A 16,043-nucleotide genomic window follows, 5' to 3' on the forward strand; every position below is an offset into this window, starting at 1 on the left:
TCACTTAGATGCCGCCTTGTTACCGCTCGAATGATTTTGTGAATTTGTATCGCTGTCGCGGTTGAGCCAGGCCATATATTCCGTTACGCCTTCGGCAACGGTTTTAAACGGTTTATCGTAGCCTGCTGCGCGCAGGTTGGTCAGATCTGCCTGAGTAAATGCCTGATAGCGGCCCTTCAGTTTATCCGGGAACGGGATGTATTCGATGCTGCCTTTCTGGTGATATGCCAGCGTCGCGTCCGCCACAGCCTGGAAGGATTCCGCACGGCCAGTACCCAGGTTGAAAATCCCGGAGACGCCGTTTTCCCAGAACCACAGGTTTACCGCGGCCACGTCACCCACGTAAACGAAATCGCGTTTGAAGCCGTCGCTGCCTTCGAACAATTTCGGGCTTTCACCATTGTTTAATTGGGTGTTGAGGTGGAATGCCACGCTCGCCATGCTGCCTTTGTGGCCTTCACGCGGCCCGTAAACGTTGAAGTAACGGAAGCCAACGATCTGCGAGTCTGCTTCCGGCATGATCTGGCGGACGTATTCGTCAAACAGGAATTTCGAGTAGCCGTAGACGTTGAGCGGCTGCTCGTATTCGCGGGATTCGATAAAGTCGCTGGTGCGACCGCCGTAGGTTGCCGCTGAAGAGGCGTACAGGAACGGGATTTGGCGCTCCAGGCAGTAATGAAGAAGCTCTTTAGAGTACTGATAGTTGTTATCCATCATGTACTTGCCATCCCACTCTGTGGTGGAAGAGCAGGCGCCTTCATGGAACACCGCTTCGATTTCACCAAACTCTTCGCCGGCCATCACCTGGATCAGGAAGTCTTCTTTATCCATGTAATCCGCGATGTTCAGGTCAACCAGGTTCACAAATTTGGTGCCGTCTTTCAGATTGTCTACAACCAAAATGTCGGTAATGCCTTTGTCGTTCAGGGCCTTAACGATGTTGCTGCCGATAAACCCTGCGCCGCCGGTAACGATGATCATAACTGTAACCTTTGAAGTGTGGCGTCCAGAGACAATCCGGACGCGAATATTCATATCATATCACCACATGGAGAAGGCTTCAGCCATTCGCCGAAAAGGGGGGGTTGAGCGTGATTAATGCTGCAAATAATTCATTAAGGCATGCATCATCTCGTATCAGCGTATAGCTTTGGGTAATATGTGCCAAATTTTGCCGAATCTGGAGAGTTGCAATGCGTGGTGATTTTTACAAACAGTTAACCAATGACCTGGAGACCGCTCGTTCAGAGGGGTTGTTTAAAGAAGAACGCATTATCACATCGGCGCAGCAGGCGGATATCACCGTCGGCGGCAGCAACGTTATTAACTTCTGTGCCAATAACTACCTGGGCCTGGCGAACCACCCGGCACTGATCGCCGCGGCAAAAGACGGCATGGACAGCCACGGCTTCGGTATGGCTTCCGTGCGCTTCATCTGTGGGACCCAGGACAGCCACAAAGCGCTTGAGAAGAAGCTGGCTGAGTTCCTCGGCATGGAAGATGCGATTCTCTACTCCTCCTGCTTCGATGCCAACGGCGGCCTGTTTGAAACCCTGCTGGGGCCGGAAGATGCCATTATTTCTGATGCCCTCAACCACGCCTCAATCATCGACGGTGTACGCCTGTGCAAAGCGAAACGCTATCGCTACGCCAATAACGATATGCAGGAGCTGGAAGCGCGTCTGAAAGAGGCCCGTGAAGCCGGCGTGCGTCACGTGCTGATTGCCACCGACGGCGTGTTCTCGATGGATGGCGTCATTGCCAACCTGAAAGGCGTCTGCGACCTGGCAGATCAGTACGATGCGTTGGTGATGGTCGATGACTCTCACGCCGTCGGCTTTGTCGGCGACAACGGTCGTGGCTCCCATGAATATTGTGACGTGATGGGCCGTGTGGACATCATCACCGGTACGCTCGGCAAAGCGCTGGGCGGCGCGTCTGGTGGCTACACTGCTGCACGCAAAGAGGTGGTTGAGTGGTTGCGTCAGCGCTCGCGCCCGTACCTGTTCTCCAACTCACTGGCGCCGGCGATTGTCGCCGCTTCCATCAAAGTGCTGGAGATGGTCGAGACCGGCAGCGAGCTGCGCGATCGCCTGTGGTCCAACGCACGCCTGTTCCGTGAAAAAATGACCGCTGCGGGCTTTACCCTCGCCGGTGCCGACCACGCCATTATCCCGGTGATGCTGGGCGAAGCCGTGGTGGCGCAGAACTTTGCGCGTGAACTGCAAAAAGAAGGCATTTACGTCACCGGGTTCTTCTATCCGGTGGTACCAAAAGGCCAGGCGCGTATTCGCACCCAGATGTCGGCGGCGCATACCCCTGAACAAATTGAACGTGCGGTGGAAGCCTTTACCCGCATCGGCAAACAACTGGGCGTTATTGCCTGAGGGTGTGAGATGAAAGCGTTATCCAAACTGAAAGCGGAAGAAGGCATCTGGATGACCGACGTACCGGAACCGGAAGTCGGCCATAACGATCTGCTGATCAAAATCCGCAAGACCGCGATTTGCGGTACTGACGTACACATCTATAACTGGGATGAATGGTCGCAAAAAACCATCCCGGTACCGATGGTGGTAGGGCATGAATACGTCGGTGAAGTCGTGGGTATCGGTCAGGAAGTGCGTGGCTTTAAGATTGGCGACCGCGTTTCCGGTGAAGGGCATATTACCTGCGGCCACTGTCGTAACTGCCGTGCCGGGCGTACTCACCTGTGCCGCAATACCATCGGCGTGGGCGTCAACCGTCCGGGCTGCTTCGCGCAATACCTGGTGATCCCGGCCTTCAACGCCTTCAAAATTCCGGACAACATTTCTGACGATCTGGCGTCCATTTTTGACCCGTTTGGTAACGCCGTGCATACCGCACTCTCCTTCGATCTGGTGGGTGAAGATGTGCTGGTGTCCGGCGCGGGTCCTATCGGCATCATGGCGGCGGCGGTGGCTAAGCACGTCGGTGCTCGCAACGTCGTCATCACCGACGTCAACGAATACCGCCTCAGCCTGGCGCGTAAGATGGGCGTCACCCGTGCGGTCAACGTCGCGCAGGAGAGCCTGACCGACGTGATGGCGGAGCTGGGCATGACCGAAGGGTTCGACGTTGGGCTGGAAATGTCCGGCGCGCCGCCGGCCTTCCGCACCATGCTGGATACCATGAATCACGGTGGTCGCGTTGCGATGCTCGGTATTCCGCCGTCGGATATGTCGATCGACTGGACCAAGGTCATCTTTAAAGGGCTGTTAATCAAAGGGATTTACGGCCGTGAAATGTTTGAAACCTGGTACAAGATGGCGGCACTGATCCAGTCTGGTCTGGATCTCTCGCCGATCATCACCCACCGTTTCAGCATTGATGAGTTCCAGCAGGGCTTTGATGCAATGCGCTCCGGCCAGTCCGGCAAAGTGATTCTGAGCTGGGATTAAGCCGCAACGACTGCCGCCGGCGATGGTCGGCGTCATGTCGCGATCCACTGAGCGCCTGCGGGCGCTTTTTTTTTATTTAGATTTGGATAACATTTCAACGCATCTTCATCGCAAACGCACTATTTCTAAATCGATTTTTGGCCTATTCGTTTATACAGTCGTTTAATCACCGTTTAACTTTATAAAACCATGTTTAAACTCTCTGTTTGCTTGCTGACCTGTAATTCTGCCCGCCTGCTACGACAGGTTTTGCCCCCGCTGCTCGCCGTGGCGGATGAGTGTATTGTCGTTGATTCCGGAAGCAGCGATGCGACGCTGGATATCTGCCAGCAGTTTGGCTTAACGGTTCATCATCACCCCTATAGCGCCCACGGCGATCAGATGAACTACGCCACGGCCCTGGCCAGTCATGACTGGGTGCTGTGCATGGATAGTGATGAAATTCTTGATAGCGACGTCGTCGATGCGATCCTGAAACTGAAAGCCGGCGAAGCGCCCGATCCGGCCTGCGCATGGCGCCTGCCGCGCTACTGGTATGTGCTTGGCGAGGCGGTCAGAACTATCTACCCCGTCTCCTCGCCGGATTATCCGGTCCGTTTGTTCAACCGCACGACCGCCGCCTTTAATGATCGACCGGTCGACGATCAGGTCGTGGGTCACAAGCGTTCACTCAAGCTGCCGGGCCACGTGCGCCATGATACGTTCTATTCGCTGCATGAAGTGTTTAATAAGCTTAATGGCTACACCACCCGGCTGGTTAAAAACCAGAAGATCAGGCCGTCGTTATGTCGCGGGATCGTCAGCGCAATTGGCGCATTTTTTAAGTGGTATCTGTTCAGCGGCGCGTGGCGTCAGGGAAAGGTTGGGGTGGTCACCGGGCTGTATGCGACCCTGTACAGTTTTCTGAAATATTTTAAAGCCTGGTATGCCGATGATGAAAAACGGGAACCGGCCGTGGAAAAGCAGACAGATTCCCGCTCGACTGGGACAGGCTCTTAGTTATTGGGATTATCCCAGCCCTGCCATTTCAGCTGATAGTACTGCACCAGGGTGCTCTGGCTGATGCTTTCGCTCAGGATAGTGAAGAAACGACTGGCAGAAACCGGCTCAGGCGGACGCTTCGGTTTGCAGACTTTCACGCCGCGGAACGGATTGCGCGGCGGCGTATTTTTCGCCGGCGGCAGCCCGCGATCTGGCGTTGAGGTATCGACCTGAGGCTCGTTCAACAGGCTGCTGGGGCGAACGAGGGTAATATCCGGCGGCAGGTTATAGACCATCTGCTGCAGCACACGCACCGTGGTGGGGTGCGGGTGACCGATGGCGATGGCGGAACCATTGCGGCGTGCCAGGGCGATCGCCCGATTGAACTGGACGCGAATATCAGCTTCATTCTGCGTGTCATCAAGAAACACCTTGCGCTTGATAACCTTGACCCCGGTCCCCTGCGCGGCGCGCATAGCCTGGGTATTGCCGATGGTGACGCTATCGAGGAAATAGAGATTGTAGCGCTCCAGCGCCTGCATCACCTTTTGCATACCAAACAGGCTGGAGGTCATCGCGCTGCCCATATGGTTATTCAGGCCAACGGCGTAGGGCACCTTGCCATAGGCATCGCGGATAATGCGTTCGATCTCACTGCTGCTCATATCAGGGCGCAGGGTATCTTTTTCCAGCGGCTGTTTGCTGATTGGCGCCATCGGTAGGTGAATCAGCACTTCGTGACCGAGATTGTGTGCCCGGGTCGCCATTTCATGCGCATGGGGCGCGTTCGGTAAAACGGCGATAGAGATAGTCGCTGGCAGCGCCAGCACCTGACTTTCAGTCTGGGGGCGGTAGCCAAAGTCGTCGATAACAATGGAGAGTTTGCCGGCAAATGCGGGCGATGCCATAGCCAGCGTACCGGCTACCGCGAATGCAATTCTGCGAAATTGAAGCAAAACTTATCTTCCCAACCACGGCTGTGGATTGACCGCCTGACCCTGGCGACGAATTTCGAAATAGAGCGACGGACGGCCCTGACCGCCGCTGCTGCCTACGAGAGCAATCGGCTGGCCCGCCCGGACCTGTGTGCCGACGCTGACCAGCGCGCTTTGGTTATAGCCGTAAAGGCTCATGTCACCTTTACCGTGTTCGACCACGACTACCAGGCCGTAGCCCTGCAGCCAGTCGGCGAGAATGACCCGGCCATCGGCAATGGCCTTGACCTCGGTACCTTCAGACGCAGCGATAACCATCCCTTTCCAACGTAGTTCACCTTGCAGCTGTTCGCCATAACGATGAAGCAGCGTTCCGCGAACCGGCCAGTAGGCCTGACCGCGCGGAGAGCCCAGACCACCGGTACGGGACATCAGCGAACGCTCGCTTTCCGTTGGTTTGTAGGTGGTGCCTTTACGGGATGCATCCTGCTGGCGATCGCGCACGGCCTGCGCATCGCGGGCTTCTCGATCGGCACGGGCCTTCGCCGCGGCTTCTGCCTGGGCGATGCGACCACGCAGGCGCGATTCGTTGGCCCGCATTTCGCCAAGCTGCTGCTGGCCTTTCTGAATGGAAGATTCAAGGCCTGAAAGGGTTTTCTTACGTTCGTTGCGTGCTTGTTCCAGCTTCGCCTGCTGTGCCCGCTGTTCATAGACCAACGTCTGCTGCTGGCTCTGCTTCTCTTCCAGATCGGCCTTTTGGGCGGCGACCTCTTCGCGGGTCTGTTTCAGCTGGGCAATGGTTTCCTGACGTGCCTGATTCAGGTAACCGTAATAGACCTGCATGCGCTGGTTACGCTGCCCCTCTTCACCGCTGAGGATCATCTGCATCCCGGTATGCGGCCCCTGGCGGAACGCGGCATCGAGCTGAGCAGAGAGGTTGCGCTCCTGCGAGGCGCGCTGGCGCTCCAGCTTTGCGATAGAAGCGTTCATCTCGTTAATCTGCTTATTCAGCTGATTAAGCGTGTCCTGGGTTTCACGGAGTTTACGGGCGGCGGCGGAAATGGCTTCTTCCTGGGCCTTGAGCTGGGCGAGCAGGGAAGCGCGCTGCTGTTGCTGTTGCTTGATCGCCTGCTGTTTCGCGGCAATATCAGCCTGAATTGATTTTAGCTGGTCACGATCGTCCGCCTGAGCGGGTGCGGCGCACAGCAATACGCCAGCGCTGAGTGCGCTGGCGTAAAGGACGGATCGAACAGCCGTTGCGATCCATGTGTTTGAATAAGTCGCCTTTCCCCTCATGGGGAAGGATTATTCCACGATGAACAGCGGCTTGCCAGTCATCTCTTGCGGGATTTCCATTCCCATGAGCGACAACATGGTTGGCGCGATATCGGAAAGCTTGCCGCCTTCAGCAACTTTGACGTTTTTATCGCCAACGTAGATCAGCGGAACCGGCAGGTTGGTGTGAGCCGTATGGGCCTGGCCGGTTGCCGGATCGCGCATCTGTTCAGCGTTACCATGATCGGCGGTAATCAGCAGCTGGCCGCCAACGGATTCTACCGCTTTGGTGACCTGCTCGATGCAGTTATCCAGGGTTTCAACGGCTTTAATCGCCGCTTCCATTACCCCGGTATGACCGACCATATCGCCGTTCGGGTAGTTACAGATGATGGTGTCGTACTGACCGCCCTTGATGGCGCCGACCAGTTTTTCGGTCAGCTCGGCAGAGCTCATTTCTGGCTGCAGATCGTAGGTCGCCACTTTCGGGGAATTGATCAGAATACGTTCTTCGCCCTGGAACGGCTCTTCGACACCGCCGTTGAAGAAGAAGGTTACGTGCGCGTATTTCTCGGTTTCGGAGATGCGCAGCTGAGTTTTGTCGTTCTTCGCCATCCACTCGCCGAAGGTGTTGGCCAGTGAGGCCGGCGGATAGGCGCAGGCGACTTTGATGTCGGCGGCGTATTCGGTCAGCATCACGAAGTCGAGTTTGACGGTTTTCTTACGGGCGAAGCCGTCGAAATCAGCGTTCACGAAAGCGCGGGTAATTTCACGCGCACGGTCGGCACGGAAGTTCATGAAGATCAGCGCGTCGCCATCTGCCATGGCGGCATCGGCCTGGCCTGCGGCGCGAATCACGGTTGCTTTCACGAATTCGTCGTTTTCATCACGGGCGTAAGCGGCCTGCAGACCGGCTACCGCGCTGTCAGCCTGGAACTCGCCTTTCGCCAGGGTCATCAGGTCATACGCCTGTTCAACGCGATCCCAACGGTTGTCACGGTCCATCGCGTAGTAGCGGCCAATGATAGAGGCGACACGACCTTTGCCCAGGGCAGCAAATTTCTCTTCAAATTTGGCCAGGGAACTTTCAGCGCTGCGCGGCGGGGTATCGCGGCCGTCAAGGAAAGCGTGAAGGTAGATTTTTTCTGCACCGCGTTCTGCGGCCAGTTCCACCATCGCCATGATGTGGTCTTCGTGGCTGTGAACGCCGCCAGCAGACATCAGGCCCATGATGTGAACCGCTTTACCCGCAGCAACGGCTTTATCGACCGCGGCGGTCAGCACCGGGTTGGCGAAGAAGGTACGTTCTTTAATTTCGACATCGAGACGGGTCAGATCCTGATACACGATACGACCGGCGCCGAGGTTAACGTGACCCACTTCAGAGTTACCCATCTGGCGGTCCGGCAGGCCTACTTCCAGGCCTGAAGCGTCAATCAGCGTATGGGGACGTTTGGCCCACAATGCGTCCATGACGGGGGTTTTCGCGCTATAAATCGCGTTATCCTGCTGGTCTTCACGATAGCCATAGCCATCAAGAATGACCAGTACCATTGGCTTTTTAGAATTCGACATTGCGACAACCTCATGCTCAAAGACAGAAAATTTGCGTAATTTTACTACAGCTGAATCGATCAAAGCACCGTAAAAGATCAAAGAAAGAGAGCGGCAATCGTCAACGAAAGTCACGTGGCGATTATTTTTTCGTGACGGACCGCAGAAAATGCATTACATCGCGCTCACTGGCTGTATTTGCCGCAATGCACAGGTATACTCCTTCCCTGGTTTTTTTATCACTTAGTCGGGAGTTGTAACCCCCCATGCAAGAAATTATGCAATTCGTCGGCCGTCATCCCGTCCTGAGCATCGCGTGGATCGCGCTGCTGGTGGCGGTGCTGTTCACTACCTTTAAAGGGCTGATGTCGAAAGTTAAAGTCATTACCCGTGGTGAAGCGACGCGCCTAATCAACAAAGAAGATGCCGTTGTCGTCGACCTGCGTCAGCGTGACGATTTCCGTAAAGGCCATATTGCTGGCTCCATCAACCTGCTGCCGAGCGATATCAAGGCAAATAACGTCGGTGAGTTGGAAAAGCACAAAGCACAACCCATTATAGTGGTAGACGGTTCCGGTATGCAGGCTCAAGATCCAGCCAGCTCACTGAATAAAGCCGGATTCGAGAAAGTCTTTGTACTGAAAGAAGGCATCGCTGGCTGGAGCGGCGAGAACCTTCCGCTGGTACGCGGCAAATAATTTACCCCGCGTCTTTATGGCGTGACCAGGTCCCCCATTGCGCACAACCGCTGGGGGGCGCCTTGTCTGCGGCGTAAAATCCTCAGGGTAAAAACAGGAGTGAAGTCATGGCCAATATTGATATCTATACCAAAGCGACCTGCCCGTTCTGCGTGCGTGCTAAAGCGCTGCTGAACAGCAAAGGCGTAACCTTCAATGAACTGCCGATCGATGGCAATGCCGCAAAGCGTGAAGAGATGATTCAGCGCAGCGGTCGGACGACGGTTCCGCAGATTTTTATTGATGAACAGCACATTGGCGGCTGTGACGACTTGTATGCGCTTGATTCACGTGGTGGACTTGATCCCCTGCTGCGCTAATTTTGCGTCCACTCAATTCGGGTAGACGTATTTAAGGACAACACTAAAGGGTTTTACTATGTCAGAACAAAACAGCACCGAAATGACGTTCCAGATCCAACGTATTTATACCAAGGATATCTCCTTTGAAGCGCCGAACGCGCCGCAAGTTTTCCAGAAAGACTGGCAGCCAGAGGTTAAACTTGATCTGGATACCGCTTCCAGCCAGCTGGCTGAAGGCGTTTATGAAGTGGTGCTGCGCGTGACCGTAACCGCCGCGCTGGGCGAAGAAACTGCATTCCTGTGCGAAGTACAGCAGGGTGGTATTTTCTCCATCGAAGGCATTGACGGCAACCAGATGGCACATTGCCTCGGTGCATACTGCCCGAACATTCTGTTCCCGTATGCGCGTGAGTGCATCACCAGCCTGGTTTCTCGCGGTACCTTCCCGCAACTGAACCTTGCGCCAGTGAACTTCGATGCGCTGTTTATGAACTATCTGCAGCAGCAGGCTGGCGAAGGTGCCGAACAACATCAGGATGCCTGATGAACGCACTTAATGCTGCAATGACTGTGATCGGTGCCGGCTCTTACGGCACCGCTCTTGCCATCACCCTGGCAAGAAATGGCCACGATGTCGTACTCTGGGGCCATGACCCGAAACATATCGCGACGCTGCAGCATGACCGCTGCAACGCGGCGTTCCTCCCTGACGTTCCGTTCCCCGACACGCTGCATCTTGAAAGCGACCTTGCTGCTGCACTGGCCGCCAGCCGCGACATTCTGGTGGTGGTGCCGAGCCATGTATTTGGCCAGGTCCTGCGCCAGATTAAACCGCTGATGCGCTCTGATGCGCGTCTGGTCTGGGCGACCAAGGGTCTTGAGGCGGAAACCGGCCGTTTACTGCAGGATGTCGCGCGCGAAGCGCTGGGCGACACTATCCCGCTGGCGGTGATTTCGGGCCCGACCTTCGCCAAAGAACTGGCGGCGGGACTGCCGACTGCTATCTCGCTGGCCGCAACAGATCCGCAGTTTGCTGACGATCTGCAACGCCTGCTGCACTGTGGCAAAAGCTTCCGGGTATATATCAACCCGGACTTTATCGGCGTACAGCTTGGCGGCGCGGTGAAAAACGTCATCGCTATCGGCGCCGGGATGTCTGACGGCATCGGCTTTGGCGCCAATGCACGTACCGCGCTGATTACCCGTGGCCTGGTGGAAATGTCTCGCCTCGGCGCCGCGCTGGGCGCAGACCCGGAAACCTTTATGGGCATGGCAGGACTCGGCGATTTGGTGCTGACCTGCACCGATAACCAGTCGCGTAACCGCCGCTTTGGCATGATGCTCGGTCAGGGCATGGATGTGCAGGGTGCGCAGGATACGATTGGGCAGGTGGTTGAAGGTTATCGCAATACCAAGGAAGTTCGCGTTCTGGCACAGCGGTTAGGTGTCGAAATGCCAATAACTGAGCAAATTTATCAGGTATTGTATTGCGGAAAAAATGCGCGCGAGGCAGCATTGAGCTTATTAGGTCGTGCACGCAAGGACGAGCGTAGCAACTAACTGCGATGGAACCTGGATCACCTGAATGACCCGGCCAGCACAGAACTGGCCGGTCATTATTATATCGTCTGGAGTCAGCAATGCCGTGTGAAGAACTGGATATCGTCTGGAATAATATTAAAGCCGAAGCTCGGGCTTTAGCTGACTGTGAGCCAATGCTCGCCAGTTTTTACCACGCCACGCTACTCAAGCACGAAAATCTGGGCAGCGCCCTGAGCTACATGCTGGCCAACAAGCTGGCATCACCGATTATGCCCGCCATCGCCATTCGCGAAGTGGTGGAAGAGGCCTATGCCGCTGACCCGGAAATGATTGCCTCTGCCGCCTGTGATATTCAGGCCGTGCGCACCCGAGACCCGGCAGTCGATAAATATTCAACCCCATTGCTGTACCTGAAAGGCTTCCACGCGCTGCAGGCCTATCGTATTGGTCACTGGCTGTGGGCGCAGGGGCGCCGTGCGCTGGCGATTTTCCTGCAAAACCAGGTGTCGGTTTCGTTCCAGGTTGATATTCACCCGGCGGCTAAAATTGGCCGCGGGATTATGCTCGATCATGCCACCGGCATTGTTGTCGGCGAAACGGCGGTGATCGAGGATGACGTCTCTATTCTGCAGTCTGTGACCCTGGGCGGTACCGGTAAAACCAGCGGTGACCGCCATCCGAAAATTCGCGAAGGGGTCATGATTGGCGCCGGGGCGAAGATCCTCGGCAATATCGAAGTCGGGCGCGGCGCGAAAATTGGTGCCGGCTCTGTGGTGCTTCAGCCCGTGCCACCGCACACCACCGCGGCGGGCGTGCCGGCGCGTATCGTCGGGAAGCCGGAGAGCGACAAACCGGCGATGGATATGGACCAGCACTTTAATGGTATTCACCATACGTTTGAGTACGGTGACGGGATTTAACCATCGGGCTAACTTGCTTGCCAGTCGATACCCAGCCTGGCAACACCGATAATGCCCGAAAATTGCGTGCTGTCCGGTAGCCCGGACAGGCGCTTAGCACCGCCTCCGGGGCTCAACTACGCAATACTGCGCCAGCATACCCCAGCTGGCGCCATGCCTCATACACCACTACCGATACGGCGTTTGACAGGTTCATGCTGCGGCTGTCCGGCATCATCGGGATGCGGATTTTCTGCTCTGCGGGCAGCGCATCAAGAATGCTGGCCGGCAGGCCGCGCGTTTCCGGGCCAAACATCAAAAAATCACCTTCTTGATAGCTGACCGCGCTGTGGGCCGGCGTACCTTTAGTGGTCAGGGCGAACAGGCGCTGTGGTTTCGCACTTTCGACAAAGGCGTGATAATCGTGATGGCGCTGAACGGCGGTGAACTCATGGTAATCCAGCCCGGCGCGGCGCAGGCGCTTATCATCCCAGGTGAATCCCATCGGCTCGATGATATGCAGGCGAAAGCCGGTGTTGGCACACAGGCGGATAATATTGCCGGTATTCGGCGGGATTTCTGGTTCGAATAATACAATGTTAAGCATGCTGCCCTGTCTCATTAGGCTCTTGATCGCGGGGGGCAGAATAGCAGATATTTGCCCGGTGCTCACCCTCACGGGCGCGCGCCGGGCGGGCGGATTACGCCGCGTTACCCTGCTTGAGGGCCGCGAAGGTCTGAAGCGCGTCGGCGCTCTGCACCAGTGAATCACGACTGATTTCGCCGATGCTCTTCGCACCGGTCAGGGTCATCGCCACCTTCATCTCTTTCTCAATCAGGTTCAGCAGATTAGCCACCCCTTGTTTGCCGTGCGTTGCCAGCGCATACAGGTAGGCGCGGCCCAGCAGTACGCTGTCGGCACCCAGCGCAATCATCCGCACCACATCAAGGCCGTTACGGATGCCGCTATCGGCAAGAATGGTGATATCGCCTTTTACCGCATCGGCGATAGCCGGCAGGGCGCGGGCGGAAGAGAGGACGCCGTCGAGCTGGCGGCCGCCGTGGTTGGAGACCACAATCCCGTCGGCGCCGAAGCGCACCGCGTCGCGCGCATCTTCCGGGTCGAGGATCCCTTTGATCACCATCGGACCGTCCCAGAATTCGCGGATCCATTCGAGGTCCTTCCACGAAATCGACGGATCGAAGTTATTCGCCAGCCAGCCAATATAGTCCTCAAGACCGGTCGGTTTGCCCAGATAGGTTGAGATATTACCGAGGTCATGCGGGCGGCCGTTTAAGCCGACATCCCATGCCCACTGCGGATGGGTCATCGCCTGCCAGTAACGGCGCATGGCGGCATTCGGACCGCTCATGCCGGAATGGGCATCACGATAGCGCGCGCCAGGCGTCGGCATATCCACGGTAAACACCAGGGTTGAACAGCCCGCGGCTTTGGCGCGCTCCAGCGCGTTGCGCATAAAGCCACGGTCGCGCAGCACGTACAGCTGGAACCACATCGGGCGCTTAATGGTTGGCGCAACCTCTTCGATTGGGCAGACGGAAACGGTAGAGAGGGTAAACGGAATGCCTTTATCGTCCGCCGCCCCCGCCGCCTGCACTTCACCGCGGCGCGCGTACATGCCACACAGCCCGACCGGCGCCAGTGCAACCGGCATGGAGAGGGTCTCTTTGAACAGCGAGGTCTCCAGGCTCAGATCCGACATATTCTTCAGTATCCGCTGGCGTAACGCGACGTCTGAGAGGTCTTCAACGTTACGGCGCAGCGTGTGTTCAGCATAGGCACCGCCGTCGATGTAATGGAACAGAAACGGCGGCAGGATCCGCTGGGCGGCGGCGCGATAGTCGCTGGCGGCTGAAATAATCATCACGGGTTCTCCCTGGCATTTTCATTATGGTCACCGGGCAGGCGGGTAATTCGCGCCTGACGGGCCTGGTCTTCATCAAAGTGTTTAATCGTAGCGTGGACAAAACCGAGATGCGCCATCATTGCCTGTCGCGCACCTTCGGCGTCACCGGCAAAAATGGCCTCCATCACGGCCTGGTGCTGTTCGGTGAGGCGGGCGAATACCGGCGGGACGAGGTACATCCGCTGGCGGCTTTGCTTAACCGAGGATTGTAAGAGGTCGAAAAAGCCGCGCATGGTTTGCAGCAGTACAACGTTATGTGAGGCTTCGGCAATCGCCAGGTGGAAGCGAACATCGGCCTGTGAGGCCAGGTCCGGGTCTTCGCTCTGGGTAGCTTCAAAGCACAGGCGAATGCGCTCTTTTTCGGCCTCGGTAGCCCGCAGTGCCGCATGCCAGGCAGTGCTGGCTTCGATGGCATGGCGGGCTTCCAGAATATCAAAGCTGTAATCGGGGTCATCGGCGAGCAAGGTTTTCAGCGGCTGAACGATGTTTTGTTCCGACCACGCCTCATGCTGCCAGCGCAGGAAGGTCCCGCCGCCGCGACGGCTGACAAGCAGACCTTCGTTGACCAGCATCGCCAGCGCTTCACGCAGTGAGTTACGCGAAACGCCAAGCTGTGCGGCCAGCTGGCGCTCGGCGGGCAATCGCATGCCCGCCTCCAGATGTTGTTCTTCAATCAGCGCACGCACACGACGAGCGACATCGTCTGCAAGGCGCCGGGGCATCACTATCATGGGATCATCCAGGTTAATACATAGGCCTGCAGCGTGGTGATGACGCCAACCATACAGGTAAAGATCAGGCTGTGCTTCACCGTAAAGCGGAACAGATCCGACTCTTTACCTACCAGGCCGACGGCTGCGCAGGCGATGGCGATGGACTGCGGTGAAATCATCTTACCGGTGACGCCGCCGGTGGTGTTAGCCGCGACCAGCAGGATATCGGAGACGCCGATTTGCTGGGCAGCGGTGGCCTGCAGCGCGGCGAACAGGGCGTTGGATGAGGTATCCGAACCGGTCAGGAATACCCCCAGCCAGCCGAGGAACGGCGAGAAGAAGGTAAACGCGTGGCCGGTATGCGCCAGGGCCAGCGCCAGCGTCGAGGAGAGTCCGGAGTAGTTAGAGATAAAGGCGAAGGCCAGCACCATACCGATGGAGTAAATCGGCAGCGCCAGCTCTTTCAGCGTGCTGCCAAAGGTGACCAGCGCATCTTTTGGTTTCATGCGCAGCCAGACAATGGAGAGCAACGCCGCGAACAGGATGGCGGTGCCGGTAGCGGACAGCCAGTCGAACTTATACACCGCTGCGTAAGGGGTCGCTGCGCTGACCACCGGCGGCATGCGGGCCACCATCTTATCGAGGAACGGCACGGAGATATTGATGACGAAGTCATACATTGCGCCGCCGGGGGCGAACAGGGCCTTAAACGGCGGGATGCTCCATAAGGTCACCGTGGCGGTCAGGAACAGGAAGGGCGACCAGGCGCGAACCACCTGTCCGGCGCTGTAGTGGGTACGGGCCAGCGTTTGATCGACCTGCGCCGCGCCCATATCGCCGAAGCGGAAAATACGCACCGGCTGCCAGCGTTTGAGGAACAGGGTCAGACAGACCAGCGACACCAGCGAAGAGATAATGTCCGGCAGTTCCGGCCCGAGGAAGTTGGAGCTGAGATACTGGGCGATAGCGAAAGAGCCGCCGGCGACCATCACGGCCGGCCAGGTCTCTTTGACCCCGCGCCAGCCGTCCATAATCGCCATAATCCAGAACAGCACGATAATGGTCAGGAATGGCAGCTGACGACCTACCATCTGGCCGATGGCGAAGCTATCAATCCCGGTCACCTGGCCGGCAACCAGAATCGGGATCCCCATCGCCCCGAAGGCTACCGGTGCGGTGTTGACGATCAGGCACAGTCCGGCGGCATAGAGCGGGTTAAAGCCCAGGCCAACCAGCAGTGCGGCGGTAATCGCCACCGGAGCGCCAAAGCCCGCGGCCCCTTCCAGGAATGCCCCGAAGGAGAAGCCGACAATCAGCATCTGCAAACGCTGGTCGGGGGTAATCGAGAGAATCGACGAGCGAATAATGTCGAACTGCCCGGTTTTGACCGAGATTTTATAGACGAACACCGCGGCGATAATAATCCACGCGATAGGCCACAGGCCGTAGAAGAAGCCGTAGACCACGGAAGTCAGCGCGCGGTCAACCGGCATTTTATAGAACAGCAGCGCCACCGACAGCGCAATGGCGACGGTCCAGGTTGCCGCCACGTACCCTTTGAGTTTGAGTTTAATCAGGGCAAAAAAGAAAAACAGAATCGGTAGCGATGCGATAAGACTCGAGAGCCAGATATTACCGGCCGGATCGTAATTTTGTTGCCAGAGGTTCATGCAGGTCTCCATCGGGCCACAAAGATGCGGTGCTGAGTCTGCGCTCCTTGCAGGTCACATCTTTTGTAAAATTGGCCCAGCCAAA

16 protein-coding genes are annotated in these 16,043 nt (G+C 56.9%); 8 read left to right on the forward strand and 8 right to left on the reverse strand.

Translation table 11 applies throughout. The features are described 5' to 3' along the window. Window positions 1–981, reverse strand: coding sequence for an ADP-glyceromanno-heptose 6-epimerase (gene rfaD / locus ACMYSP_RS13280; RefSeq protein WP_434582542.1), 981 nt, complete (start codon window positions 979–981; stop codon window positions 1–3). A gap of 212 nt (window positions 982–1,193) precedes the next feature. Between rfaD and kbl the strand changes: the two genes are divergently transcribed. From kbl to ACMYSP_RS13295, 3 genes are all read left to right on the forward strand, one after another. Continuing rightward, on the forward strand, window positions 1,194–2,387 hold the full coding sequence (gene kbl, locus ACMYSP_RS13285) for a glycine C-acetyltransferase (protein WP_434582543.1): 1,194 nt from the start codon (window positions 1,194–1,196) through the stop codon (window positions 2,385–2,387). Between the two features lie 9 nt (window positions 2,388–2,396). Further along, a complete protein-coding gene (tdh, locus tag ACMYSP_RS13290) occupies window positions 2,397–3,422 on the forward strand; it encodes an L-threonine 3-dehydrogenase (protein ID WP_434582544.1) in 1,026 nt (341 codons plus the stop codon). A 189-nt stretch (window positions 3,423–3,611) separates the two neighbouring features. Next, window positions 3,612–4,421, forward strand: a complete 810-nt coding sequence (locus ACMYSP_RS13295) for a glycosyltransferase family 2 protein (RefSeq protein ID WP_434582546.1) — start codon at window positions 3,612–3,614, stop codon at window positions 4,419–4,421. Here the strand turns inward: ACMYSP_RS13295 and ACMYSP_RS13300 are convergent. The 3 genes from ACMYSP_RS13300 to gpmM are packed head-to-tail and all read right to left on the reverse strand — an operon-like array spanning window position 4,418 to window position 8,188. Beyond that, window positions 4,418–5,359, reverse strand: a complete 942-nt coding sequence (locus ACMYSP_RS13300; RefSeq protein ID WP_434582547.1) for a divergent polysaccharide deacetylase family protein — start codon at window positions 5,357–5,359, stop codon at window positions 4,418–4,420. The genes ACMYSP_RS13295 and ACMYSP_RS13300 overlap by 4 nt on opposite strands. Before the next feature lie 3 nt (window positions 5,360–5,362). Continuing rightward, entirely contained in the window at window positions 5,363–6,634 is a 1,272-nt protein-coding gene (gene envC / locus ACMYSP_RS13305; protein ID WP_434582548.1) for a murein hydrolase activator EnvC, read from the reverse strand. Window positions 6,635–6,643: 9 nt separating this feature from the next. After that, window positions 6,644–8,188: a 2,3-bisphosphoglycerate-independent phosphoglycerate mutase gene (gpmM, locus tag ACMYSP_RS13310; RefSeq protein WP_434582550.1), complete on the reverse strand. Its 1,545-nt coding sequence runs from the start codon at window positions 8,186–8,188 to the stop codon at window positions 6,644–6,646. A 245-nt stretch (window positions 8,189–8,433) separates the two neighbouring features. Between gpmM and ACMYSP_RS13315 the strand changes: the two genes are divergently transcribed. The 5 genes from ACMYSP_RS13315 to cysE all read left to right on the forward strand — a co-directional run bounded on the left by ACMYSP_RS13315 (window position 8,434) and on the right by cysE (window position 11,668). After that, the gene (locus tag ACMYSP_RS13315; RefSeq protein ID WP_123757126.1) at window positions 8,434–8,865 is read left to right on the forward strand and encodes a rhodanese-like domain-containing protein; all 432 of its coding nucleotides are present in this window, start codon (window positions 8,434–8,436) and stop codon (window positions 8,863–8,865) included. 107 nt (window positions 8,866–8,972) lie between these two features. Beyond that, window positions 8,973–9,224, forward strand: coding sequence for a glutaredoxin 3 (gene grxC, locus ACMYSP_RS13320; protein WP_123757127.1), 252 nt, complete (start codon window positions 8,973–8,975; stop codon window positions 9,222–9,224). 58 nt (window positions 9,225–9,282) lie between these two features. Beyond that, window positions 9,283–9,750, forward strand: coding sequence for a protein-export chaperone SecB (gene secB, locus ACMYSP_RS13325; RefSeq protein ID WP_041143201.1), 468 nt, complete (start codon window positions 9,283–9,285; stop codon window positions 9,748–9,750). Beyond that, the gene (gene gpsA, locus ACMYSP_RS13330) at window positions 9,750–10,766 is read left to right on the forward strand and encodes an NAD(P)H-dependent glycerol-3-phosphate dehydrogenase (RefSeq protein WP_174509562.1); all 1,017 of its coding nucleotides are present in this window, start codon (window positions 9,750–9,752) and stop codon (window positions 10,764–10,766) included. The genes secB and gpsA overlap by 1 nt, the downstream gene beginning before the upstream one ends. A gap of 80 nt (window positions 10,767–10,846) precedes the next feature. Next, window positions 10,847–11,668 carry a serine O-acetyltransferase gene (gene cysE / locus ACMYSP_RS13335; protein WP_094326422.1) on the forward strand — a complete coding sequence of 274 codons (822 nt, stop codon included), beginning with the start codon at window positions 10,847–10,849 and terminating at the stop codon, window positions 11,666–11,668. Window positions 11,669–11,780: 112 nt separating this feature from the next. On the opposite strand, the gene trmL is transcribed toward cysE, so the two are convergent. From trmL to lldP, 4 genes are all read right to left on the reverse strand, one after another. Next, window positions 11,781–12,254 (reverse strand): tRNA (uridine(34)/cytosine(34)/5-carboxymethylaminomethyluridine(34)-2'-O)-methyltransferase TrmL, encoded by a 474-nt coding sequence (gene trmL, locus ACMYSP_RS13340; RefSeq protein ID WP_123757130.1) that lies wholly within the window; start codon window positions 12,252–12,254, stop codon window positions 11,781–11,783. A gap of 94 nt (window positions 12,255–12,348) precedes the next feature. Continuing rightward, the gene (gene lldD / locus ACMYSP_RS13345) at window positions 12,349–13,533 is read right to left on the reverse strand and encodes an FMN-dependent L-lactate dehydrogenase LldD (protein WP_123757131.1); all 1,185 of its coding nucleotides are present in this window, start codon (window positions 13,531–13,533) and stop codon (window positions 12,349–12,351) included. After that, the gene (lldR, locus tag ACMYSP_RS13350) at window positions 13,533–14,306 is read right to left on the reverse strand and encodes a transcriptional regulator LldR (RefSeq protein ID WP_434582551.1); all 774 of its coding nucleotides are present in this window, start codon (window positions 14,304–14,306) and stop codon (window positions 13,533–13,535) included. The genes lldD and lldR overlap by 1 nt, the downstream gene beginning before the upstream one ends. Next, the gene (gene lldP, locus ACMYSP_RS13355) at window positions 14,303–15,958 is read right to left on the reverse strand and encodes an L-lactate permease (protein WP_434582552.1); all 1,656 of its coding nucleotides are present in this window, start codon (window positions 15,956–15,958) and stop codon (window positions 14,303–14,305) included. The genes lldR and lldP overlap by 4 nt, the downstream gene beginning before the upstream one ends. Between the last annotated feature and the right edge of the window lie 85 nt (window positions 15,959–16,043).

The organism is Klebsiella sp. R390, from assembly GCF_051131745.1.
GTDB lineage: Bacteria > Pseudomonadota > Gammaproteobacteria > Enterobacterales > Enterobacteriaceae > Klebsiella.